Source organism: Deltaproteobacteria bacterium, assembly GCA_012522415.1.
Taxonomy (GTDB): Bacteria; Desulfobacterota; Syntrophia; order Syntrophales; family JAAYKM01; genus JAAYKM01.
Genome location: JAAYKM010000153.1, coordinates 1 through 24,113, shown reverse-complemented (window position 1 = coordinate 24,113; position 24,113 = coordinate 1). Strand labels below are relative to the sequence as shown.

Genomic DNA, 24,113 nt, shown 5'->3' with positions numbered 1-24,113 from the left:
GCTTTGAGACGCTTTGAACAGGGGAGATTGGCTTCGAGCCAGGTTCGTTTGAGCGGGGTTAGAATCTCTTCCCGATTGTAGAAGGAAGGTTTTCCCCTTTTTCGGGGTTGGGGTTTTGTAAACCGTTTGAAACCTTAAACCACTTCCCGGTTACTTTTAATGTGAGGCAATTCGATAGTTGTTGAATCGGGGGCCCAAAACGAGTAAACTAAGAGTCCGATTATCAATGCCTCACGCGGATCAGCGTTTATTGCGGTTTCAGTAAAATAGCGGATAAATTGTTGATATGTAAGATAATCTCGATTAGTCAAGGATTGTTAATGTTTTACGTGGCGACCATTCATCCTTAACCGGACAGCCGGCGATGAAAAAATGCATCCTGATTCTGCTTGATGGCCTGGGAGACCGCGCTTACGAAATATTCGGGCATCAGACGCCGCTGCAGGCCGCTCACACGCCCGCTCTGGACCACATGGCCGCCGTCGGAGCCAACGGACTGTATCATGCCGCGCAACTGGGGTTGGCTCTTCCCAGCGAGAAAGCGCACTTTGCCATTTTCGGATACGATCAGGTCGATTTTCCGGGACGGGGCGCACTGGAGGCCCTTGGGGCAGGGGTGCCGTTGACCGCTGATGATGTCGCTTTGCTGACTCATATATCCACCATCACATCAGAGGACAGGGTGTTCTTTCTCAAACGGGACACGCCCCCAGCTACCGTTGATGAAATCACCGAACTGATTCCTGTCATCAAACATTTTGTTTGGAACGATATCGATATCACCTTCCACCACATTGGGAAACTTTTCGGGGTTCTGGTGTTGAGAGGATCGGTTAGCCCATTTGTGACCGACACAAACCCCATGCGTGACGATGCATTTATGATGAATCCGGTTCCTTGGAAAAGCCACGCTTTGGAGGTCGATGCCGTGAACACGGCGAAAGCGCTCAAGGCCTACCTGATACATGTTCACCAGGCATTGAACAAACACCCCGTCAATGTAAAAAGGAAAAAGGAAAGGCTTCCCCCTTTGAACGGGCTTGTTACTCAGCGGGCCGGTCGTCTCAAGCGGGTTACACCCTTTTCCTCACGCTACGGCTTGAAAGGTTTGTCCATCGCTTCGGGTGCCGTTTTTGGCGGTTTAAGTAAGTATATTGGTCTTGATTTTCAAAAAATCCCGGCAATGGACAATCCGCAGACCGATTTATCCAAACGGCTGGCAAAAGCAAGGGACAGTTCCCGGCAGTATGATTTCATCCATGTCCATACGAAAGCTCCTGATGAAGCGGCCCATATGAAGGATCCTGAATTCAAAAAGCGGGTTATCGAATCCTTGGACCGGGCTATTGGGGGGCATCTCCACTGGCTCCTGGGCGATCCCGATATCCTGACTGTGGTCACCTCAGATCATTCCACGCCAAGTCGCGGACCCCTTGTCCACTCGGGCGAACCGGTTCCCCTGACCTTGTGCGGAGAAGGGGTACGGAGGGATGCCGTGGTCAGGTTTGATGAAATCAGTGTGGCCGCCGGAGCGCTGGGTACGGTTCGAGATCGTGAGCTTATGTATCTGATCCTCAATCACCTTGACCGGATCAAGCTCATGGATATCATGGATACGGACGAGGATCAGATGTTCTGGCCCGGGCGGTACGAACCATTTAAATTTTAGTCACACCGTGGCAGATAAGGGATTTGCAAATGTCAGGGAATGGTGCCCCTGAAGGACCCATTTATGAAGTGGGATTCATTCACGGCCGCTTCCAGATACTTCATATGGACCATATGAAGTATCTTCTTGCGGGGAAGGCCCTGTGTCGGCATCTGGTTGTGGGTATCACCAACCCTGACCCGACTTTAATCCGAGAAGACACGTCCGACCCGAACCGCAGTTGTGGAGAGGCCAACCCGTTAACCTACTATGAACGTCAAGTGCTGATCCAGGAGAGCCTGACTGAAGCAGGGATAGATTGCCGGGAATTCACCATCGTTCCCTTCCCCGTCAACCTTCCGGAGCTCTATTTCTGCTATGTTCCGAAAGATGCGGTGTTTTTTGTCTCGATTTATGACGACTGGGGTCGGAAAAAGCGGGACACCTTCATTCGTCTCGGTCTGCGGACCCATGTTCTGTGGGAGGTGGCTCCAGAGCAGAAAGGACTCAGTGGATCGGATATCCGCCGGGCCATCGTTAAAAATCAGCCTTGGGAGCACCTTGTGCCACCTGCGGTCGCCCGGCTCTTAAAACGCTGGAACCTTTCTGGACGGCTGCAAAGCCTGCGGGCTTAATTGATAATATGGTTCCTTTTCCCTATGGATGTTTTCGTGAGGTTACCAACCGTAGAAAATTTCCAGAGATACAGACAGACGGAAGCATGTCAGGTAAAGACGAGAGCTAAATCGGGTTGTGGCGGGACCGACCGGTATCAGGCGAGATCGCGCCATACCCTGCTGAACGAAGAGAGCCATTGCAATACGGCAAAAACAAAGCGCGTGGGCTCTGTTTATTGACGGTCCGTTTTGTCAGGACCAGTTTTTGGCCTCAGGATACACATGGGTGAAAAAAGTGTTTTTTCGAGGATAGGCCATCATGGGCAGAACCTTGTCACGCCAGGTCCTATAATGGGGCGTTCCTTTGTTTCGAGACAGCGCGTCTCGGTTACGGTAAACCTCAATCATCACAAAGCGCGTTGGATCGTCCTGTTGCTGCACAATATCGAAACGGATGACATCCTCTTCTTTCATGGTTTCCTGGGCATTTTCGATACACGCTTTTTTAAATGCCTCCACATAAGGAGGCTTGACCTCAGCCTGAACAAGGATGATTAACATCAGAGAATCCTCCCGTCTTTGATATTCATATTAACGCTTCCGCACATCCCAACTGTTGTAAGTCGGGCATGTGGAGAAGGAATCGCCGTGCACGCTAAAGATATTACTTTAAATCGACGGCGGGAGGAAAAACTTAAGTTCTTTTGTGCAATATTCTGACAAAATGTTAGACGTGGATAAAAAAGCGAGAAGATGCAGACACGGCCAAATGAAAGATCAAAAATAACCGTTTATAATCTCAAGTACATACATGACCTCAGCGACGAGGGGGGCTTTCCGGATGGGTTGCAAATCCCTACACCGGCAATACCTGGGTCGCATGAGGTTCTCTCAGCATGGTTTTTCCATTGATACATCAAGTATGACCCGGTGATGCAAGCGCGTGGGAGAGGCTGGCGTGGACGCTCTGCCAAAAGAGACCATTGAAGCGGGACGTTCCTATTTTTTCTCTTCTTGCCAGGCCAGAAATTTTCGTTCCCCTTCCTGGGTTCCGATCAGAACCAACTCGGCATTTTCCCGAATCGGCATTAATGGATCAAGATTGATTTGCATAGCGCCCTTTTCTTTTATGGCAACAACGGAACATCCGGTTTTTTCTCTGATCATCGAGGTCGCTAAAGTTTTGCCGATCAGAGACGCTGGAGCCCTTAGATGAAAAATATTCAAGCCTTCCGTCAGCGTCACCGCCTCCTCTTGATTCAGGAAATTGAAAATGGCGTTGGCCCCTAGGGAAGAATAAGACATGACAAAGTCGGCGCCGGCACGATGGAGTGTCGATACGTTGCGTTCGAGATTTGCCCGGCTGAGAATCTGCAAATCGGGTTTTAGACTTCTCAGATACTTGGTCAGGTATATGTTGGTTGCGTCATCGTGGGTTGTGATGACCGCAGCCGGGGCTTTCTCAAGCCAGGCACGCTGTAATGTGTGTATGTCAGCGGCATCACCGATGACAACATGCTCACTCGGCCGTTCTCTCCGAGGGTTTTTTTCAATGATCAGAAAAGGGGTGCCGCGTTCCTTGAAGCGCTCCGCAATAGCATACCCTACCCGTCCTCCACCAACAATTAAAACCGGATCCGTTGTCAGTTTGCAAATATGATAAAAGGAATATACTTCATCGTAAGCGGTCAACGTTTCCTCAGATCCGGCCAACACCAGCACGCTGGTTCGAGTAATAAGGCTTTCGGCGCTCGGAATAAAGAAATGTCCCCGCTCCCAGATCCCCACGACATGAACACCAATGTTTTCCCTCAATCCGCTTTCTGCTAGGGTTTTCCCAACCAAGGGGGTACCCATTGCAGGAAATTCTGCAATGAGCAGATCGTCATACCGACTGATAATGTTCGCCTTACAGTCACCACCGACCGTCCAGGTAGCCAGTGAGCGTCCCAGGATATCATAAAACTGGAGTACCCGATTGCTGCCCGCCATCTGAAGGATGTCCAGCGAATAAGGAGAGTTGGCTGTGGTGATAATCGCCACCTCTTCTGTTACTTCCCGCACGGTCAAGGAAATGTTTGTGTTGATTTCATCCCGGTTGGTGGCAACGACCATTCGCGCACGTTCAACCCTCATTTTCCGATAGGTTTCGGGATCATCGATATTGCCCACGGCAACGCGCAAACCCATGTCGGCGTATTCCAAGGCCTGCTTGTAATCCTCCATGATAAGCACATATGCGTAATTATGATCCTTTAGTTTTTCGATAAGCGCCTGGGTGACGGAATCATAGTTTGTAATGATGATGTGATCTTTTGTTTCCGGCGGCAGCTCCCTTGGGGTTCTCTTGCGGGATTCTGCTTCAATCCAGGGTGCATAGAAAAATTTGATGAAGGTGAAGGGGAGAAGGGTTAGGAGGAAGACCACGCCGGACAGCAAAACAAGAAGAGAAAAAGAGCGGCCCAAGTCGGAATTGAAGGTAATATCGCCGAAACCCAATGTGGTCATTACCGTCAGGGTCCAGTAAAAGCCCGTAATCCAAGAATGTGCCCTGCCTTCGAAGGCCATCAGAAAATGGAAGATGATGCTGTAGGCTGTCACCATCCCCGCCAAGACGAGAAAAAAACGGACCAGAAGGCGTATGTTTCGCCTGGTACCCCCAGTCTGCATGAAATAGGTCATCACGGAAGAATTATACTTCACGATGCATATCCCGACCCCTGCGTGGCTCTTTTTTTACTGCAGTGATGGTGAAATCCGGTTACACATACCCCGGCGGCTAACTTCATCGGTTGATGTGCGAATCGTAAGACAACTATAGGGAAAGGCCAGCCCGGCTGTCAAGAAGAGAACCTTACAACATTTTCTTTATTTAAGCATATGAAACATCAAGGGAATAGGGTTTTCAATAGACCAGTATTGCGGTCAGCGCAAAAGGCATGGGAGGCAAATAGGGTATGCCTCCCTATTTCGTTTTCGAAATTCCTTCCCTATCTAAGAAGCTCTTTTGCCGCATGCACCAGAGCATCCGCAGTGATACCAAACCTCTCGAACAGAATTGGTGATGGAGCGCTGGCACCGAATGAGTCCAGCCCAATAATTTTCCCCTCTGTGCCGACGTAATGCTCCCATCCCAGTCTGATTCCCGCTTCCACGGCAACCCGGAGTTTTATGTGTTCGGGCAGCACTTTTTCCCGATATGCCGCAGGCTGTGCATCGAAGATTTCCCAACAGGGGAGCGAAACCACCCGAACCCGTTTTCCCTCAGCGGCCAAAGTGTCAGCGGCGGCCAGGGCAATTTCTACTTCCGAACCCGTGCCGATAAGAATGATTTCCGGGTTGCCTCCTTCCGGGTCACGGAGGATATAGCCTCCCTGTCGCAGACCCGTTGCCGGAGCAAGTGTTTCGCGATTGAGTGCTGATACGTTCTGACGAGTCAGAACCAAGGCTGTGGGGCCTGAAGTGTTTAGAAGGGCTGTTCGCCAGGCTTCAACCGTCTCCGCTGCGTCGGCGGGTCTGATCACTGTCAGGTTCGGCATAACCCGGAGGCTCATCAAGTGCTCGACCGGCGGGTGCGTGGGACCATCCTCTCCCAAGCCGATGCTGTCATGTGTGGACACAAAAAGAATTCGGACGCCCATGAGGGCAGCTAGCCGAATCGGTGGACGCATGTAGTCCGCAAATGTAAAAAAGGTTGCCGTGTAAGGAATCAGGGCGCCGTGAAGCGCTATGCCCACCGCAATGGCCCCCATCGCGTGTTCCCGTACGCCGAAGTGAATGTTTCTACCGCTGTAGCCCCAGTCACCACCAACTCTGCCCTGCACACCCTCATGCGGCCGGTCCGGGTTTTGGAAATCGCCGAAGCCTTTGAGCCATGTAAAGGTCGAAGGGTTCAGATCTGCCGAACCACCGATCAATTCTGGCAGAATTCCGGCCAATTCCTGCAAAATTGCCTCACCCGATTTTCGGGTCGCCGATGGCTTTCTTTCAAGACCTAATGCTGGAAGGATCAAATCCCAGTTTGACGGCAGATCACCCCGAGTCATACGCTCGAATTCAGATGCCTGATCTCCATACTCTTTGCCATATTCAGCAAATATTTCCTTCCATTTGCCTTCTGCCGTTTCACCCTTGAACACGGATGCACGGTAATGCTCCAGGACATCACCAGGAATATGAAAATCAGGTTCCAGAGGCCAGCCGAGTCGGGTTTTCGCTGACATCAATTCCTCCTTTCCCAGGGGTGAGCCGTGGGCATCTGCGGTCCCTTCTTTGGAAGGCGCCCCATATCCGATGGTTGTACGGATGGAAACGAGAGAAGGGCGCAAGGTATCGTTCCGTGCCTCTTCGATTGCTTTGTCTATGGCGTCGATGTCGTTTCCTTGCTCGACATGAAGGACCTGCCAGCCACAGGCGGTAAAGCGCGTCTGGACATCTTCTGAAAACGTGAGGGAGATTGAACCAGCCAGAGAAACATGATTATTGTCATAGAGGACAATGAGTTTTCCCAACCCCAGATGTCCAGCTATAGCGCAGGCCTCAAAGGCGACGCCTTCCATCAGGTCACCGTCGGAGGCAAGAACGTATGTGTAGTGATCGACGATGACATGTCCCGGCCGATTGAACCGAGCTGACAAATGAGCCTCGGCGATTGCCATACCCACGGCATTGCTGATTCCCTGCCCTAGTGGTCCTGTTGTGACTTCCGCACCAGGTGTGTGGGGAAATTCCGGGTGTCCGGGCGTTCTGCTCCCCCACTGGCGAAAGGCCTTGATATCCTCCAGGCTGAGGTCATAACCTGTCAGATGCAACAAGGTGTAAAGGAGCATGGAGGCATGGCCCGCCGACAGGATAAAACGGTCTCGATTCGGCCATTTGGGGTTTTTGGGATTGTGTTTCAGATGTCGCATCCAAAGGGCATAAGCCATGGGCGCTGCACCCATGGGCATGCCCGGATGGCCGGATTTCGCTTTCTCGATGGCGTCTGTTGCTAGAAAGCGAATAGTATTGACACATTTATTCTGAAAGTTCACTGAATCGTTCATGGTTTTCTCCTTACCGGGAATAAATCACTTCAGGGCGTATATACACTATCATTGCTGCTGACAACAAGTATTTGTCCGAGAAAGAATCATGACCGGCTGTCCTGACTCGCCTAGAGCCATTTTACCGAGCGGCGTATTGCTGCATTCCCGCAAAAACTGTTTTAACGGATGATGATTTTCTGTTATACTTTATAGAAGGTTCGGTGAACTTGACCAACCAAGCGATGAACACTCCAACGTGACAAATCTGTTAGGAAGTTCATGAATACACGCCTGCCAAGCATGAAAAAAGGAACGTATCGATGGAGAAAAAAACGCAAACCTCGGATTTGGAAGGCCTGACGTTGCTAGGAAGCAAAGCCACAGCTGTCCGCAAGCTGGAGACTTTTCCCAATCATCATCCGACGCGGGATTACATGGTCACCATGGAATCCGAAGAATTTACAACCCTGTGTCCCCTAACTGGACAGCCGGATTTCGCCAAAATTAAGATTTCCTACATCCCGGACAAAAAGATCCTCGAGTCCAAATCACTGAAGCTTTATCTCTGGTCCTTCCGTGATCAAGGCTTCTTCCACGAACACGCGGCGAACATGATTCTCGATGATGTGGTCGCTGCTTTGGGGCCACGCTACTGCAGGATTACAGCAGTTTTTGCTGTTCGAGGGGGCATTTCGATTGCCATTGACGCCGAATACAAACAATAACTCCCCCATTCAATTTCTTGTACAGGCATTGTCGTGGGCGCATTTCAGGAGGCGGCATTTTTCCTGGTAATTCTCCAGGAGTGTCCTCAGCCACGCTGGCAGATCCCATTTTTCGAAAGTATCCATGTTCATGCAGACCGTAATGTTTTTCCCTTCTGTAACGATCTTGGCCGGTTCTTGGATACGGGAGACATTATAATTCAAGGTAACGGAGGTATTCCCGATATTTGCGACTCCGACTTCGACAAGCAAATGATCACCATAGCTTAGTTTGCGTCGGAAATCTGCCTCCAGATGGACCGTTGGAAAACCGATACGGTGCTTTTGCAGTAGAGTCGAGTAGTCAACACCAAGCTCCAGGGCAAAAAAATCTTCGAGAGCCACATGAAAATAGTGTAGAAATCTGGGATAATAAACAATTCCCGCATTATCGATGTCACTGAAACAAACTTTGATGTTGGCCTGAAACGGCATGGTTTTGTTCCTCCTAGTCCAAATGAATACCACCAGTTCTTTATCAGAATTAAAGACGAAGCGCATCTTCCAAATTTCGAAATCGTTCAAGGAACGGCAAAACACCACACATCGAGAAAAAGAACCGCTATGAAATAAGGAAAATCAGGTTGCCCTTGGATTCAAGAACGTGAGCAAGTAGTCGTAAAATTGACCCTGGAAAACAAGTTCTTGAAGAAATCTTCGGAAGGGTCTTTTGTTATCGTTTAGAAAAACATTGACAGAAAAAATCAGGTAATGATAATCAGGATTTAAAAGGGGGGGATTGTTTTTTTTGAAATGACCGCCATGCTGGAACGGGCGGGTGATTCCGAATATTGCGTGTTCTTGTCGAATTGGGTGAGGTAACTCCCCATAGATACTGTCTGGTAAGGAAGGAAGAGGGTTCTCGGGCAAATCCATCGCCTTTCCTCGTATGGAAGAGGGTAATGAAGAATTTAACCATCACTTTCAAGGGAGGGAATCATGAAAAAAGCGGTTTGCAAAATTTGTCAGAATTATCAGGCGGAAGTAAAAACGTGCGTCGCACCGCGAAACATGTTTGCCATGCGCGGCAAGGACGGCATAGAATGCCGGGCGTTGAGATTGCCCACGGCATTGAATCAAGACCATAACTGTGCATGGTTTGACAAGATACCCTTGGCAGACCGCCTATTCAAGTTGCTAAGGATACGTAAACCCCAATTTTTAACGGCAAGGGGGGTACAGCTTTCTCTTTGAATCGCTTGCTTTCTATCATAGTCGCAGTATTGACAGATTCAGTATCAACCATACTTTAAATAAACAATATGTTTCTATTATTCGTGTATTATCTCATTTAACATAAGGCTGCTTTGATGTCGACTGGCAGTCGAGGCGTGCAATGGAAAGATCCGTTTTCAAATTTATCTGTTTTCCCCTCCGGAATTTTAGACATCCGGAGGGGTGCCCCATTTTGTTTTTCCTTTCCAACATTTCACGGGGAGGTGCGCTATGTATTTCATGATGATTTGTACATGGGAACCTATGGATGAGAAAGAAGTGAGGACCCGAAGAGTAACTTGGGAATGGCCTTCCGACGTTAAGGTTCTTTCAGAGTTTTATGATCTTCAGGGGTGTCGTACGATCTATGTCGTCGATACGGATGCCAAAGGTTTGATTGCTTCAAAAGCGGCTTGGATAGATGTGATTCGCTTTGAAATTTTTCCTGTGTATCCGGTAGGAGCGACCAAGGAGCAGTTGATGAAACCATAAGTCCGGTGTCGGTGCAAAACGGGATCTTCTGGGAAAGGAGGTTCGCAATGTTAGCCATGGAACTGACGAACGAAGAGGCTCGTATCCTCTTAGAAATTTTGGAAAGATATTTCCCAGATCTGAGGAGGGAGGTTGTGAACACGGATGACCGGGAATTCCGCCGATCTCTAAAAGTTAGAGAACAATACATGAGACAGTTTATCGAGCGACTTAAAGAAATCCAGAAATGATGCGGAGTGAATGAGCATTCACTCCATTTTCCTCAAAGGCAGAGGTGTGGCTGACTCTGCCTTTTTTGTTCGGACCATGGCCTCATTGTCAGAAAGCAGTCATGGGAATTTACGTCGTGTTTGAGATAGTCCTTGAAGAAAGCAATTTTTGATAGTCACAGAGGCATTCATTCAGAGTGGTGAAGCATGCCGATATTTGAACTTATAGAGCATATCATTTTCCCTTCCTCAGATGAGGCATCACCCAGTGGGATTCTTGCCGTTGGTGGAGATCTCTCACCCGAGAGAATCCTGGAAGCTTATCGACAGGGTATTTTCCCTTGGTATACAGATGAGGAGCCTATTCTCTGGTGGTCACCCAATCCGCGTTTTGTGCTCTTCCCTTCCGAAATTCATATATCACAAACTATGAGACAAATCTTACGGCAAGGACGTTTCCGGATTACCTACGATCGTGATTTTTACGGTGTCATTACAGCCTGTCAGAAACCCAGAAAAGGACAGCAAGGCACTTGGATTACAGGGGAAATGAAAGAAGCCTACGTTGCCCTTCACGAACTGGGTTACGCTCATTCAGTGGAAGCATGGCAGGGGGAAGTTCTGGCGGGGGGACTCTATGGGATTTCTTTGGGACGCTGTTTTTTTGGAGAATCCATGTTTTCGGCGGTCAGCAATGCGTCGAAGGCGGCTTTGATCATTCTTGGAAAGCAGTTGGCGGCACGTGGATTTGGTCTCATAGACTGCCAAATTTACTCGAAACACCTGGCGTCACTGGGGGCACGGAATATTTCGCGGCAGGAGTTTGCCGATCACCTTCAAAATCTACTGACTTTTGAAACAATCCAAGGTGACTGGGGGGTGTTTCTCGGATCGTAACGTATTCCTCGTTATCTTCGAGGTCCTCTTGTAAAACTGCGTAATGGATTATGCACTGTAGAACTTATTTACACAGTTTGTCCCGGAATTACTCTCTTTTCTTTTTTGTTCCGCTTTTTTCAGAATGCGTAATGTCTGAGAATATCATCGAAAAAATATAGATCGGCCTTTTTGCTTAGAATTGGCACATATTATGCTTAAGGGTGGGTGAATCTTCAGTGTTGAATTTTATTCAGGAGTATAAAATATGGCAAGGCAGGAAAAGGTTGCTGTGGTTTTCCCGGGTCAGGGTTCGCAGCGGGCTGGTATGGGGAAAGATTTTTATGATCAGATTCCGGTATGCAAACAGGTATACGAAGAAGCTTCCGAAGCGTTGGGTTGGGATGTGGCGGCCATGTGTTTCGGTGAGGATGAGCGATTAAATTTGACCGAATACACGCAACCGTGCATTGTGACAACGGAAGTTGCTATGATGCGAGGTCTTAAATCGCTTTATGGTTTTTCTCCGCTTTATTTCGGTGGGCACAGCCTTGGTGAATTTACAGCCATGGTGGCTGCAGAGGTGTTGCCTTTGGGAGACACGGTACGGATTGTTCATACCCGGGGACGCCTTATGCAGGAGAGTACACCGGTTGGAATTGGCGCTATGTCGGCCGTGATTGGAGAAAAAGTGGATGTTTTGACGATTCGGCAGACTTTAACCGGATTGCCTATTGATGTTGCGAATGTCAATTCCGCAAAGCAGGTCGTCATCAGCGGCGACGCTAAATTCATGACCGAGGCGGAATCACGTTTGACTGAAGTTTTATCCAAGGATCAGCCCGTTAGATTTGTACCGCTCAATGTCAGCGCACCGTTCCATAGCCGATTCATGTCACCCATTGAAGAGTCTTTCGCGGAAACCCTCCACGAGTTTGAGGGGGGAATGGCATCGGAAAAGGCCGTGGGGGTTACCTCCAACTACACGGGGAGATTTCATGCCGACGACAAGAATGAGATCGTCCGCAACTTGGTTTTGCAATTGAGCAACACCGTGAATTGGGTGGATAATATGACTGAGTTGTCTTCTCAAGCAGAGAAGATTTATGAGGTAGGTCCGGGACGTCCTCTCCGGGCCTTCTTTCAAACCATGGAAGTGGATTGTTCATCTGTTACTGCCTTATCTGCCGCAGAACGTTTATTCCAATAAAAAATAGTCACATGGTGATCCGTCTGCATAGTGGAGGGGATTTTCTGCAGCCCCTCCCAGATGTAAGTGAGGCGGACTTGAAAACAATTTTTAATGAGCCGCGTGGAAGACGGCGGCGGAACAGAAAGGATATCGGTCATGGATTTCAGACTCGATGAAAATCAGCAGATGTATTTTGACATGGTGACGAAGTTCGTCAAAAATGAGATCATTCCCTTTTCCATGACCTGGGACAAGGAACATGCTTTCCCCTGGAAAACGATTCAAAAAGCATGGGAACTGGGTCTGTTGAATCTTTGCATCCCCGAATCTGTAAAAGGTTACGAAGTGGATGTCGTGTCGACGACCATGATCATTCGTGAACTGTCCTACGGAGACACAGGCATATCGACATCGGCCATGTGCAACGACCTCGCCAATGTGGTCATTGCTCAGAACGGGACGGATGAACAAAAGGAACTGTTTCTGAAACCCTTTGTGGATGAACCGCTGCTTTCCTCGTTCTGTTTGACTGAACCCAACGCAGGCTCCGATAATTCCGCTATGACGACTTTCATCAGGAAGATGGATAACAGCGATCATTACGTATTAAACGGCGCCAAATGCTTTATCACAAATGCTTCCTACGCATCTCAATATACAGTCTTCTGCAAGGTGGGGAAACCCTCCAGTCAATTGATGGCCTGCGTCATTGTGCCGGTGCCGCCGCTTCGTCCGGATGACCTGAATGGCCCCATTACAACCAGCCGAGAAATCATTCTGCCCAATGGGGGCAAGATTCTGATCGGCAAACCTGAAGACAAACTGGGTCAGCGACTTTCCAATACGGCCAGCGTGACTTTCGAGGATGTGATTATCGAACCCCACCAGATCATTGGCGATCGCAGACGGGGTTTTCAGTATGTGGTGGATGTCCTTGACTTCGCCCGCCCCATGGTGGCGGCCATTGGATTAGGGTTGGCCCGCCGTGCTTTGGATGTGACACTGGCTTACACTCGGGAGCGTAAGCAGTTCGGAGAGAGAATTTGCGATCTGCCAGTGGCCCGGGACATGCTGGTCGAGATGTGGCGCAAGGTAGAATTAGGGGAGTTGACCCTCATGAGAGCAGCAATCAAGGTGCAGGACCAGGATGCGGATCGAGGAGTTTACGCCTCATTGGCGAAGAATGTTTGTGCTGAAGCCGGGTTGTTCTGTGCGAACGAGGGTCTTCATCTCCATGGAGGCTATGGTTTTATGATGGAATACGAAATCTCCAAACTTGTTCGAGACGCGCATATCATTGATATATATGAAGGGGTGCGAGAGGTTCAGAATATGATCATTGGACGGGAGATCATCTAAAGATGCTTTATCTCCACGGAGTTGGTCATTTTCATCCAGAAAACGTCATTGACAACACTTTTTTAGAGGCATTAGATATTGGGAGCAGTGAACAATGGGTCCTTGAGCGTGTCGGGATCCATTCGCGGCGAACGGTCCTGGATCTGGATTATATCCGCACAACGAAAAATGAAGATCCTCGCGGGGCATTCGAAGCGAGTGTTTATACGAATGCACAGACAGGAGCAAAGGCCGCCAAGATGGCGATCGAAAGGGCAGGAATAAGCCCTGCCGACATCGGTCTGGTTATTTCCGGAACCTGTGTTCCCGACAATGCAATTCCCGCAGAGGCGGCCAGCATCGCTTCAGGGTTGGGTATTAACGCCATCTGTTTTGACCTGAATTCCGCCTGTACCAGTTTTGGCATGCAGATTCACTTCCTGGAGGCAATGAGACCCGAGGCGCTTCCTCCCTATGTGCTGCTGGTGAATCCGGAAAACATGACAAAAAGCGTGGATTATCGAGATCGCAGTGTGGCAGTTTTATTTGGGGATGGCAGTTCCGCTGCGGTGGTTTCCACAAAGGTGCCAGCACCAATGATGTTTTCCTCTTGTTTTTGTCAATCGAAACCGGCAGCTTGGGATAAGGTGATCATCCCCCGAATGGGGCACTTTCACCAAGATGGTCACGCAGTGCAGGCTTTTGCCATCCGTAAAACAACTGATTCGGTTCGGATGCTGAAAAAACAGTTTCCCATTACGAACGGACATTTCAAATTCATCGGCCATCAAGCCAATTTGGGTATGCTGCAGACGGTTTGCGAGCGCGCCGAGATTCCGGAAATCAATCACTGGCATAACGTGGAATCTTATGGGAATACCGGCTGTGCCGGAGCTCCAATAGTACTCAGCCAACACTGGCATGAACTGGTACCGGGCGATCATGTAGCCATTGCCTTGGTGGGCTCGGGGCTGACCTGGACGCACATGATGCTTGGAGTAAAGGAATATAAAAATGAAATATGAGGAATTTCTTAAGAAAACCCAGTTTAGCATGGAAGACTTGATCGGTTTTGCCTATGGTCGGTTGGTCGAGGATCCTCCGGAAGGCTTTGCTGCCCGGTTACCGGCCCCTCCTTTTTTAATGATACACCGGATCCCGCTCATTCAAAAGGAGGGGAATCAGGGACTAATCATCGGCGAACAGGATATCCGTCTCGATGCTTGGTATTTTCAGTGTCACATGGTGAGTGACCCGGTGCAACCAGGATGTTTATGCGTCGATGCAATCTGGCAACTGCTCGGTTATTTTTGTGTTTGGCGTGGAGGGTTGGGGGCCGGACGAGCTCTCGGATGTGGTGAGGTCAATTTTAACGGCCAGATACGTCCGTATAACAAGATGGTTCGTTTCGAAATTGAGGTGAAGCGTTTTTCCCAACTTAAACAATCGGGATCCAGTGTGGCTATCGGTGACGGGCGGATCTTGGTGGACGGTGAACTGATAGGCGAGGTCAAACGGGCTAAAGTAGGACTCTTTCAGGGAATTGTGTATCCCGATTACCCCGAACGTTCTCCGAATTCCCTCGGAGGCATGATCAAGGAGGCGGTATGATGGAAAGACCGGTAGCGATTGTCACCGGAGGTGGAACAGGAATCGGTGCGGCCTGCACCAAGGTTCTTGCCGCCGAAGGCTTTTGCGTGGGGATTAATTACATCCCTATCGTGGAGAAAGCATCACAAGCTGTTTTGGATGAGATTGAGGAGGGTTTTCTGGTCGAGGCCGATCTGACGGATCCGGAACAGGTCGAACGCATGGTCAACCAGATCAAGGAAGTGGCTGGGCGGGTCGATGTACTGGTCAACGTTGCAGGAATCTCCATCAATGGTGACATCAATTCCATGAAAATGGAAGATTTTGACCGCCAACGGGCAATCATGCGAGGGACTTGGTATCTGACCAAGCGAATCCTCAGGCAGTTCATGCTACGGAAGGATACGGGACGTATTATCAACATTTCCAGTGTTGTGGGGCATATGGGAAATCCCGGTCAGATTCCCTACACCATGGAAAAGGCGGCTCTGGATGCGTTTACTAAATCTTTATCCAAGGAGCTGTGGGGACGAAACATTTTGGTGAATTCTGTTGCTCCGGGTTTCATCGACACGACCATGACGCAAGAATTGCCCGAGGAGGTCAAAGAGAGAATCCTGGCGAACGTGCCATTGGCGCGGTTGGGTAAGGCGGAAGAAATTGCCGATGTTGTCGCCTTTCTGGCGACGAGGGCGGATTACATCACCGGAACGGTTATCCATGTCAATGGAGGTCTATATGGCGGCTGATCGTGAAACGATGGATCTGATCCTGAAGGCGGTTCCTCAGCAGCCACCTTTTCGTTTTGTCGATGAGATTATCGAATTGGACGAAAATCGGGTTCTTGGGGCATACCGTTTTCGCGAGGATGAATATTTTTATAGGGGACATTTCCCGAATCGTCCCATTACACCCGGTGTCATTCTGGTGGAGGCCATGGCGCAGACCGGAGTCGTGGTGTACGGGCTTTATTTGAGCATGATACAGAATAACGTGTCCATTGAGGAAGCGAAATCAATGACAACACTTTTTACCTTTATTGAGGGCGTTGAGTTTAACGGCATCGTCTCTCCTGGGGAGCGCGTTCTGATCCATGGCGAAAAAATTTACTTCCGCAGGGGAAATTTGAAGACGAGGGTGAAAGTGGAAAGAGAAAATGGCGAAACCGTATGCCTTGGCATTCTTGCTGGGGCGGGAGTGCAAGTATGAAGAGGCGCAGGGTGGTCGTGACGGGAATGGGGGTAGTTGCTCCCAATGCCCATGGGGTCGCAGATTTCGAGCAAGCCCTGCGTGAAGGACGTTCAGGCATCCGCTTTGTGCAGGAACTGCGGGACTTGAATTTTGCCTGTCAGGTAGGAGGTGTGCCGCAGGGAACCGATGTGCTTCTTAATGAACACTTCGATGAGGAAGAGCGTATGTCGATCAATGACAACATTGGTTATGCCGCGATTGCGTCCATAGATGCGTGGAAGGATGCTGGTTTTGGTGTTCCGGATCCTGATTCGGATCAGGTCGACTGGGCGACGGGCGCCATTATCGGATCGGGGATTGGTGGAATGGATACAATCGGCAAGATCGTTATTCCTATGGTCAACGGGGGGAAAACCCGTCGCATGGGGAGCCGGATTGTGGAACAGGTCATGAACAGCGGAACCAGTGCCAGAATCGGAGGACTCCTGGCCTTGGGAAACCAGGTGACGTCGAACTCCTCCGCCTGCAGTACAGGGAATGAGGCGATTATCGATGCTCTCTGGCGGATTCGTGCCGGATTGGCGGACCGAATGCTGGCCGGTGGATCCGAAGGCCCCTCTCCTTATATCTGGAGTGGTTTCGATTCCATGCGAGTCATCTGTCGAAAATTCAATGACGAACCGGAAAAGGCCTCCCGTCCGATGAGCGCTTCCGCAGGCGGTTTTGTTCCTGGAGCGGGAGGCGGGATTCTCATACTGGAAGAATTGGAGACGGCCCGTAAACGCGAAGCCCGGATTTACGCGGAAATCATCGGTGGCGCCGTCAACTGCGGCGGCCACCGAACGGGTGGTTCCATGACGGCCCCGAACCCCGAAGGCGTGGTGCGCTGTATTCGTCTGGCTATAGACGACGCTGGAATCACACCCCAGGAAATTGACGCGATCAACGGCCATTTGACGGCCACCTTCGCCGATCCCTACGAATTAAAAAACTGGTCCAGCGCGTTGGGCCGGGGGCCGGGGAATTTTCCTTATATCAATTCGACGAAGTCCATGATAGGTCACTGCTTGGGTGCAACGGGTGCGATCGAATGTGCCGCAGTGGCCCTTCAGCTTTACAAGGACTTCATTCATCCGTCCCTGAACTGTGAAGATGTGCATCCGGAAATCGTCGCATATGAGGATCATATTCCCCATCGCTTGATCGAGGGCTCAGGGGCGAAGGTGATCGCCAAGGCGGGATTTGGGTTCGGCGATGTCAACAGTTGCCTCATTTTTAAAAAATGGGAGGAATAAGCAGCCGCGAACTTGAATGGAAGTGTTAGAGGAATCCCGGCCATAAAGGCCGGAGAGGATAATGGGAAGGGAAGAGAATAAAAAATCAAAGGAGTAAAAAAACATGGACGAGAATAAGATTCGCGAGGAATTTGTAAACATTTTACGAGCCTATGTAAAGGATCCTGAACTGCTGGAAAAGGTATCAGACAGTACCAATATCCTGAACGATCTCAAGGTCAATTCCGCTCGTCTGGTTGACATCATTATCAAGTGTGAAGATGTTTACGACATTTCTATCGACGATGATGATGCGGATAAGATCAGGACTATCGGCGATGCCGTGGCGGTGATCAAGGATAAAATCGCTTAGGAGTACTGTATATGGGGGATAAGGCGAAGCGGTTCTTTCAGCTTCAGTATATTTTGGGTTGGGTGGCGGCCTTTTTTTTGACACCCTTGTATTATGTGATTATTCGATTTGTCGGGTACAGCATCTACAATATTCGGGAGGTCAGGAAGCAGAGCCGAATTCTCTTTAAAGCACATAAGGGACCTTGGCTTGTGTGCTCCAATCATCTGACCATGATCGACTCGGTGATTCTATCTTACGCCTTGTTCCCCATGTACCGTTGTGTTTTTCAGTACAATCTCCTACCTTGGAACCTGCCTGAACGAGCCAATTTCCAGAGAAACTTCCTACTCACGTTTCTGTGTTATATCAATAAATGTATCCCTGTCAGCCACGGCGGAGATCGGGAAGAGATGAAGCAGGTATTGGACAAATGTCTGCACCTTCTCCGGCGTGGACAAAATCTGATGATTTTCCCAGAGGGCGGACGGACTCGGACCGGCCGGGTCGATACCGAGAATTTTTCTTATGGTGTCGGCCGTTTTTTGGAAGGGGTCGACGATTGCCGGGTTTTGTGTCTGTATCTGCGAGGAGATCATCAGGAACGTTACAGCAATATGCCAAAACGAGGGGAACGCTTTACCTGTCTTATCGATACGTTGGAAATTAAGAAAAACGGCCAGAATGGCTTGCGGGCGCAACGGCAGTATACTGAACAGATTGTGCGCCACCTGTCCGCCATGGAGGAACAGTATTTTGCCAGCTGTCGGGAACGATGTCGTGGATTTGAGGCATCCGGATGTCTTGGAAAAGAACCAAGATGAACGTTTTATCAGACGCGTTTTTTTGCCGCAGGAGCAAAGCCTGATTCGAAAAGAACGCAATCCAACCGTTATTCTATGGGTCCTGTGGGCCGCCAAGGAAGCCGCATATAAACTCGTTAGCCAGATCAATCCTCTTGTTCATTCAGGCCCCCTGAAATATTTGGTTTCTCTGGACAAACCATTTCTGCAAACCCCTTGGTGTCATTACCGGAGTGGTCTTGTTGAAAGTCCGGATGGGCCCGTTGCGGTGAGCGTTATGGTCAGCCCGGATTACGTTCATGCCTTCTGTTGTCAGGGGGAAAAGGCATGCCAAGGAACGCTGCATCTTAAAGTTTTTTGTCTTGGACATCACGAGCAGCAGGTGCAATCAGAATCTTTTAACGTACGAAGAACCCTTTGTCTTTACTTGGGCCGATATTGGCAGATTGCGTCTCGTCGGATCGGAATTCATCGTGAGCGAAGTGTCCGCGGCTTGGGGCCACCCATGATCTATGTGGATGAGACAAGAATTCAGGCTAAAGTCAGTCTTAGTCACCATGGCCGTTACGGGGCTTTTGCGGTGTTTGCCAGCAATGTTTATGATTTTCAATGATGAAATAACTTTGCTAAAAAATCAGTGCAGGCTGATTTACCAGCCACGGTCTGCAAAAAGCTGTTCGTCAGGGATGGCCGAGATCTCAAGCCCATTCATGGCCTCTCCCAAACCCATGGATATTTCAAGAATTTTCTCGGGGTTATTGAAAGAAGCAGTGGCCTTAACAATAGCCCTCGCCCGCGCTGACGGGTCCTCGGATTTAAAGATGCCGGAACCGACGAAAATGCCGTCACACCCCAACTGCATCATGAGTGCCGCATCAGCGGGTGTCGCAATGCCTCCGGCGGCAAAATTGACCACTGGAAGTCTTTTCAATTTACATACCCGGAGGGCAAGTTCATGGGGGATTCCGTTTGTTTTGGCGAAAGGAGTCACCTCTTCCATCGGCATATGAGCCAGTTGGCGTATTTCCCGATTCATCGTTCGCATGTGGCGTACGGCTTCCACAACATTTCCCGTGCCTGCTTCGCCTTTGGTTCTGATCATGGCGGCTCCCTCTACGATTCGCCGGAGAGCTTCTCCCAGATTTCGGGCACCACAGACAAAGGGTGTGGCAAACTTGGTCTTGTCGATATGACATTCTTCGTCGGCAGGCGTCAGCACTTCGCTTTCATCGATATAATCGATCCCCAGTGCCTCCAGTATCTGTGCTTCGACAAAATGTCCTATTCTGACTTTGGCCATCACGGGTATGGAAACAGCCTTTTTGATTTCGCTGATCATGTATGGGTCGGACATGCGGGCAACACCGCCATCTTTACGAATATCGGCCGGGACCCGTTCCAGGGCCATTACGGCCACGGCACCTGCATCTTCGGCGATTTTCGCCTGTTCCACATTGGTTACATCCATAATGACCCCGCCTTTAAGCATTTGGGTCAGTTCGACATTCAACATATATTTCTTTTTATCTGCCACGTTTCGCCTCCTTTTGGACAACCGCGCCGGTAAATAGCGGCGTGAAGCCAAGCACTTGATTCGTAGAAACAGCACCGCATGCGATACCTCAAGAAATCGTCGCTTTACCGAAACTACCCTTCTTTTTTAGGGTCTTTTGTTGTAGATCACTATGGTGCATGAGTTTATATGCTAAGAATAGGACTCGTCAAGTACAAACATTATTGCTAGATGGTCAAGTGTTTCCGGATAAAGAATGGGAGCTGGACTGTTTACGGAAGACCGGCCTTCTGGGAAATGAATGAGGGATGGAACAGGCGTTAATACAGATGCTTGCAGATGAAGCCGCAGCCATAGGAGTTTCTCGTGGCCCTCATGAATTGGACCAATTTTCCTTATTCTATGCTGAATTTCAACAACGGAAAACCAAAATTAATCTGCCGGCCGTAACCGCAGGCCCGATTTTTATCGTCAAGCATTTTCTGGATTCTCTGTTGCCGTTGCCTCTTATTCCCCCTTCGGCTCGAACACTGCTGGATATGGGGACAGGAGGGGGGTTCCCGGGAATCCCTCTTGCTATCGCGGACTGGAGATTACGAGTGACCCTTCTTGAAGCGTCCCGGAAAAAAACGTCCTTTTTGAATCATACAGTTCAGAAACTCGGTCTTCATCATGTGCTCGTCAACAAATGTCGTGTTGGAGATTCGCTTGGCAATAGCATTGGGAGCGGCCAATACGACGTGGTCATTTCGCGGGCCACTTTCAAGCTGTCACGGTTTCTGATGTTGGCAAATCTTTATTGTGGTTACGAAGGGGTGATCATTGCCATGAAAGGACGTAGTTGGCAAAAAGAGATGGATGAGGCGGGAAAAATGATTTTATCGAATCGTTTACAGCTCATGCTTATTCGGGAAATGGTATTGCCCCGATCTGACGAAATACGAACATTGCTTCTTTTCAAGAAGACTTGATAGTGTGTGAGTACAGGTCATCGCGGCGGATCCCCCATGGCGATATGGAAACTGTTTTTGCTTCAGCGGAGCGGCAAAGACGGCGGGAACTAATCGGAAAGGCTCTGGCCATTGGGGGCATGAGCGCTCCAAGTCATCGTGGAGTGATGGCCACAGCTTCGTACGAGGCGAGATTATTCGGCATTCATTCCGCTGTGCCGACAAGCTTATCGGCTAAACTGTCCTGAACAGTGCTTGATTTGACAGTGGCGAGTTTCCCCCGGATTGTCCACGGGTTTAAGCTGCTACCAAATCATCCAGATTTTTCCCGACAAAGAGGTTTTTGCCGTCCATAAAAGCCCGCATCGGCGTTCCGCCTTGACAACGTTTGCCCTGATGCCTCCGTTCATGATTGTAAAGATTTACATGGACATTCATATCCATTTGCAATGCCTTCAAGGTTACCACGGCTAAAAACCGTTGAGCTTGCATCTTAACAGAACCTCAAAAAATATCGCACTTTATAGTGCCATGCTGCTAATAATTACATCATATTACATTGTTTTCGTTCCTGTGGAAGCTCAGGTTTTAATCTGAATCAACTAATCCGCCTGGCACCCTCGAGTAGAACTTGCTGCCGTTAAGTCCATATGTGGGAGGGCGACTACTGACGTTTGCCAACGGATAAAGATGGCCCCGCCTCATACCCTCTGGTGATGTAGTAGGTTACCCTATCAAAAAAAAGCATGATTCTTCGGTCCATTTCTAGGGACATATAAATGTTGATGGTCTTTTCCCAGACGCCCCGGGAGATGGTAAAATTAAAAACCTGTTTTTTGATCAGGCTCAATGTGCTGAGTACATCCGCCAGAGGTAAGCCTTCTTTTCTTCTTTCCACACCGACCTTGGTATAAAATACTCGGATATCGTTATCACTGTAAAATCCACCCATCCATTTTCCGAATTGCGCTAAAATGATAAAAAACCGTTTGAAAAGTCTGATCCGGTCGAAATCGTGATACCCTGCTGTTGACCAGTTGATCCGAACCTCTTCAACGCATTTTTCTGCGATATCCTGGGCATTTTTCTCGATCATATCCACGAGACGGTCGGAAAGCAGATTCTTTTTTGCTTCAGGCGGCAAAGATTCTTTGAGGGAAAGGGAAAATGAATCTTGAATGGCCCAGTAATCCGACATGCCACGAATGTACGTTACAACCGCCTTGCTGTTGGATCGAAAAGCCAGTTTGGGGATGTTCTGCAGGGGGAAATATTTTGCTGCGACCGTATCATCTCCGGGACGTAACTTCCCTGTGGTGCATTCAATTTCAAAGGTTACGAAAATAAGATCGCCGTAGAAATAATTTGTGCAGGAATCCACATCGACCAATCCCTGAATATTACCCTCCATACCGGTTTCTTCTTTTAGTTCCCGTAATGCGGCGTCTTCAATGCTTTCACCGGTTTCGGCGAATCCCGTCGGCAGGCACCACAGGTCTTTGTAAGGGGCCTTTCCTCTTTTTACCAGCAGTATACGCCTTTCCTGTACAACAATAGCTGAGACAACCGGCAACGGGTTTTCATAAAAGTAAACATTGCAGTGGGGGCACCAATCACGGATGATACCGTTTTCATCATTTTTGCGAATTCTGTTGCTGCAATGCGGGCAGAAAACCCGGGGGCGTCTTTTCATGGTTCTTCCATGTTCGGTTTTGGTTCAGCACAGATAAAAATCCTGTCGTTTTTGGATATGACCACGCCATTTTTATGGGGGGAATCCTGCCGGAGCAACACCGGAAGGTGATCCACGATATCGGCCTTTGCAATCTGTATTCCGACAAGTAAAAAGGGGCTTTTGAAGTGAAAATAATCTATTATCTCGTGCAAATCGCTTAGGGGGTAAACCAGCGTGTTGGGATAGTCGATGGTGTCGACCTGTCCGAACCAGGATCTCAGCACAGCGGCCCCATTTTCGGCGGAAAACTGACGGATGACTTTCTCCACCGGGAGCAGAAATTTCTTTCGGGCATAATGACGATCCATGATTTTTTTGATGCACTCAAACAGATCCCCCATGTTTCGGCTATCATGCGTAATGGTGACGAAAAGGCCTCCGGGTTTGAGAATACGGGCGATGTGCGGCACTATTTCCGGGAAAAAATACAGGGCGTAACTGCAAACCACCAGATCATAGGACTGATCTTCAAAAGTGGCGATGAGGGAAGCATGACCTGGAATAAAGTGCCCCTGTACACCGGCATGCCTGCATGCCTGAAGAAAAAGAGGCTCATGACCCGGGATAAGATCCACCCCGGTAATGGTCGTCCTGGGCGAGATTTTTCCCGCAAGGGCTTCTGTGAAAAAACCAAAACCGCATCCGAGGTCAAGGATTGATGATATCGCTTTGAAGTTGATCTCTTCCAGTGCCACATCGCGAATATCATCCTTGTTGGTGGATCGCTTTCGGATCAGCTCGGCGATGTGCTGATGGCGAGGAATGTTTCCATACACTTCAACGATCCGGGACTGATTTTCTTTTCCCATGGTTTCTCCAGGTGGCAGAAATGTTATCGGTACTTTCCGTGTCGAATCCATAGTGCGTAATACCGTAACTTCTGACAAATAATGATCAATACACAACATTCTATTGGGGAAAACAACTTTTCACAACTTGATTCTATTCTATTCCTCTTTGAATTGAAACCCTTATCTCATCTCTCCATGAAACAACAGACCTGTCCGGGTTATGACCGATTTATTTTCTTGACAGCATTTTGGGGTGTATGTTAAGCACCGCAATGATTTAAGGATAAAGTGATTTTAGTTGTACCCCCTTACACTGAGGGTATTTTAGTTGCCTTACGATGGCTTTCACTCCGGGTATTTTCCGGTTATTTTTGTTTTTATTTTGTTATAGTCGGCGGATTTGGTTTTGTTTTTCGCCGGGATTATAGTTTATTACAGACTTGAAAATTTCAGAAGGAGGCAATGCAAGATGGAAGACATGTTACCAGGGTTAAAGAAGTACCCCCACATCTTCAGTCCCATCATGATTGGGAAGC

26 protein-coding genes are annotated in these 24,113 nt (G+C 49.0%); 19 read left to right on the top strand and 7 right to left on the bottom strand.

Going from position 1 to position 24,113, the window contains the following annotated elements; translation table 11 throughout:
* The first annotated feature begins 364 nt into the window (after positions 1 to 364).
* Positions 365 to 1,669: a 2,3-bisphosphoglycerate-independent phosphoglycerate mutase gene (gene apgM / locus GX147_11155; GenBank protein ID NLN61226.1), complete on the top strand. Its 1,305-nt coding sequence runs from the start codon at positions 365 to 367 to the stop codon at positions 1,667 to 1,669.
* A 29-nt stretch (positions 1,670 to 1,698) separates the two neighbouring features.
* Positions 1,699 to 2,283: a nicotinate-nucleotide adenylyltransferase gene (locus GX147_11150; protein NLN61225.1), complete on the top strand. Its 585-nt coding sequence runs from the start codon at positions 1,699 to 1,701 to the stop codon at positions 2,281 to 2,283.
* A 234-nt stretch (positions 2,284 to 2,517) separates the two neighbouring features.
* On the opposite strand, the gene GX147_11145 is transcribed toward GX147_11150, so the two are convergent.
* From GX147_11145 to tkt, 3 genes are all read right to left on the bottom strand, one after another.
* Positions 2,518 to 2,826 (bottom strand): antibiotic biosynthesis monooxygenase, encoded by a 309-nt coding sequence (locus GX147_11145; protein NLN61224.1) that lies wholly within the window; start codon positions 2,824 to 2,826, stop codon positions 2,518 to 2,520.
* A 438-nt stretch (positions 2,827 to 3,264) separates the two neighbouring features.
* Positions 3,265 to 4,968 (bottom strand): potassium channel protein, encoded by a 1,704-nt coding sequence (locus GX147_11140; GenBank protein NLN61223.1) that lies wholly within the window; start codon positions 4,966 to 4,968, stop codon positions 3,265 to 3,267.
* Positions 4,969 to 5,255: 287 nt separating this feature from the next.
* Entirely contained in the window at positions 5,256 to 7,310 is a 2,055-nt protein-coding gene (gene tkt / locus GX147_11135) for a transketolase (GenBank protein NLN61222.1), read from the bottom strand.
* Positions 7,311 to 7,612: 302 nt separating this feature from the next.
* Here tkt and queF point away from each other — a divergent pair, with 302 nt between their 5' ends.
* Complete coding sequence (queF, locus tag GX147_11130) at positions 7,613 to 8,017, top strand: NADPH-dependent 7-cyano-7-deazaguanine reductase QueF (protein ID NLN61221.1); 405 nt, start codon at positions 7,613 to 7,615, stop codon at positions 8,015 to 8,017.
* Positions 8,018 to 8,026: 9 nt separating this feature from the next.
* On the opposite strand, the gene GX147_11125 is transcribed toward queF, so the two are convergent.
* Positions 8,027 to 8,491: an acyl-CoA thioesterase gene (locus tag GX147_11125; GenBank protein NLN61220.1), complete on the bottom strand. Its 465-nt coding sequence runs from the start codon at positions 8,489 to 8,491 to the stop codon at positions 8,027 to 8,029.
* 467 nt (positions 8,492 to 8,958) lie between these two features.
* Here GX147_11125 and GX147_11120 point away from each other — a divergent pair, with 467 nt between their 5' ends.
* The 14 genes from GX147_11120 to GX147_11055 all read left to right on the top strand — a co-directional run bounded on the left by GX147_11120 (position 8,959) and on the right by GX147_11055 (position 19,201).
* Positions 8,959 to 9,144, top strand: coding sequence for a hypothetical protein (locus tag GX147_11120; protein ID NLN61219.1), 186 nt, complete (start codon positions 8,959 to 8,961; stop codon positions 9,142 to 9,144).
* Positions 9,145 to 9,535: 391 nt separating this feature from the next.
* A complete protein-coding gene (locus GX147_11115) occupies positions 9,536 to 9,763 on the top strand; it encodes a hypothetical protein (GenBank protein ID NLN61218.1) in 228 nt (75 codons plus the stop codon).
* Between the two features lie 47 nt (positions 9,764 to 9,810).
* Positions 9,811 to 9,993: a hypothetical protein gene (locus tag GX147_11110; protein ID NLN61217.1), complete on the top strand. Its 183-nt coding sequence runs from the start codon at positions 9,811 to 9,813 to the stop codon at positions 9,991 to 9,993.
* A gap of 186 nt (positions 9,994 to 10,179) precedes the next feature.
* Complete coding sequence (locus GX147_11105; GenBank protein NLN61216.1) at positions 10,180 to 10,869, top strand: leucyl/phenylalanyl-tRNA--protein transferase; 690 nt, start codon at positions 10,180 to 10,182, stop codon at positions 10,867 to 10,869.
* 247 nt (positions 10,870 to 11,116) lie between these two features.
* Positions 11,117 to 12,058 (top strand): ACP S-malonyltransferase, encoded by a 942-nt coding sequence (locus GX147_11100; protein ID NLN61215.1) that lies wholly within the window; start codon positions 11,117 to 11,119, stop codon positions 12,056 to 12,058.
* Between the two features lie 138 nt (positions 12,059 to 12,196).
* Positions 12,197 to 13,399, top strand: a complete 1,203-nt coding sequence (locus GX147_11095) for a hypothetical protein (GenBank protein ID NLN61214.1) — start codon at positions 12,197 to 12,199, stop codon at positions 13,397 to 13,399.
* 2 nt (positions 13,400 to 13,401) lie between these two features.
* Entirely contained in the window at positions 13,402 to 14,403 is a 1,002-nt protein-coding gene (locus GX147_11090) for a ketoacyl-ACP synthase III (protein NLN61213.1), read from the top strand.
* Positions 14,393 to 14,989 carry a bifunctional 3-hydroxydecanoyl-ACP dehydratase/trans-2-decenoyl-ACP isomerase gene (fabA, locus tag GX147_11085; GenBank protein NLN61212.1) on the top strand — a complete coding sequence of 199 codons (597 nt, stop codon included), beginning with the start codon at positions 14,393 to 14,395 and terminating at the stop codon, positions 14,987 to 14,989. The genes GX147_11090 and fabA overlap by 11 nt, the downstream gene beginning before the upstream one ends.
* Positions 14,986 to 15,717, top strand: coding sequence for a 3-oxoacyl-ACP reductase FabG (locus tag GX147_11080; GenBank protein ID NLN61211.1), 732 nt, complete (start codon positions 14,986 to 14,988; stop codon positions 15,715 to 15,717). Before fabA ends, GX147_11080 begins: the two co-directional genes overlap by 4 nt.
* Positions 15,707 to 16,177 (top strand): beta-hydroxyacyl-ACP dehydratase, encoded by a 471-nt coding sequence (locus tag GX147_11075; GenBank protein ID NLN61210.1) that lies wholly within the window; start codon positions 15,707 to 15,709, stop codon positions 16,175 to 16,177. The genes GX147_11080 and GX147_11075 overlap by 11 nt, the downstream gene beginning before the upstream one ends.
* Positions 16,174 to 17,454 carry a beta-ketoacyl-[acyl-carrier-protein] synthase family protein gene (locus GX147_11070; protein NLN61209.1) on the top strand — a complete coding sequence of 427 codons (1,281 nt, stop codon included), beginning with the start codon at positions 16,174 to 16,176 and terminating at the stop codon, positions 17,452 to 17,454. The genes GX147_11075 and GX147_11070 overlap by 4 nt, the downstream gene beginning before the upstream one ends.
* Before the next feature lie 103 nt (positions 17,455 to 17,557).
* Positions 17,558 to 17,806 carry an acyl carrier protein gene (locus GX147_11065; protein NLN61208.1) on the top strand — a complete coding sequence of 83 codons (249 nt, stop codon included), beginning with the start codon at positions 17,558 to 17,560 and terminating at the stop codon, positions 17,804 to 17,806.
* Positions 17,807 to 17,817: 11 nt separating this feature from the next.
* Positions 17,818 to 18,609, top strand: a complete 792-nt coding sequence (locus GX147_11060) for a 1-acyl-sn-glycerol-3-phosphate acyltransferase (GenBank protein ID NLN61207.1) — start codon at positions 17,818 to 17,820, stop codon at positions 18,607 to 18,609.
* Positions 18,590 to 19,201, top strand: a complete 612-nt coding sequence (locus GX147_11055; GenBank protein NLN61206.1) for a 4-phosphopantetheinyl transferase family protein — start codon at positions 18,590 to 18,592, stop codon at positions 19,199 to 19,201. Before GX147_11060 ends, GX147_11055 begins: the two co-directional genes overlap by 20 nt.
* A gap of 36 nt (positions 19,202 to 19,237) precedes the next feature.
* On the opposite strand, the gene pdxS is transcribed toward GX147_11055, so the two are convergent.
* Positions 19,238 to 20,101, bottom strand: coding sequence for a pyridoxal 5'-phosphate synthase lyase subunit PdxS (pdxS, locus tag GX147_11050; protein ID NLN61205.1), 864 nt, complete (start codon positions 20,099 to 20,101; stop codon positions 19,238 to 19,240).
* A gap of 308 nt (positions 20,102 to 20,409) precedes the next feature.
* Between pdxS and rsmG the strand changes: the two genes are divergently transcribed.
* Together rsmG and GX147_11040 are read left to right on the top strand one after the other, a co-directional pair.
* A complete protein-coding gene (gene rsmG / locus GX147_11045; protein NLN61204.1) occupies positions 20,410 to 21,072 on the top strand; it encodes a 16S rRNA (guanine(527)-N(7))-methyltransferase RsmG in 663 nt (220 codons plus the stop codon).
* A 44-nt stretch (positions 21,073 to 21,116) separates the two neighbouring features.
* Complete coding sequence (locus GX147_11040; GenBank protein NLN61203.1) at positions 21,117 to 21,299, top strand: hypothetical protein; 183 nt, start codon at positions 21,117 to 21,119, stop codon at positions 21,297 to 21,299.
* A gap of 416 nt (positions 21,300 to 21,715) precedes the next feature.
* On the opposite strand, the gene GX147_11035 is transcribed toward GX147_11040, so the two are convergent.
* A complete protein-coding gene (locus GX147_11035) occupies positions 21,716 to 22,744 on the bottom strand; it encodes an NUDIX hydrolase (GenBank protein NLN61202.1) in 1,029 nt (342 codons plus the stop codon).
* Positions 22,741 to 23,595 carry a class I SAM-dependent methyltransferase gene (locus GX147_11030; GenBank protein ID NLN61201.1) on the bottom strand — a complete coding sequence of 285 codons (855 nt, stop codon included), beginning with the start codon at positions 23,593 to 23,595 and terminating at the stop codon, positions 22,741 to 22,743. Before GX147_11030 ends, GX147_11035 begins: the two co-directional genes overlap by 4 nt.
* Positions 23,596 to 24,113: the final 518 nt, after the last annotated feature.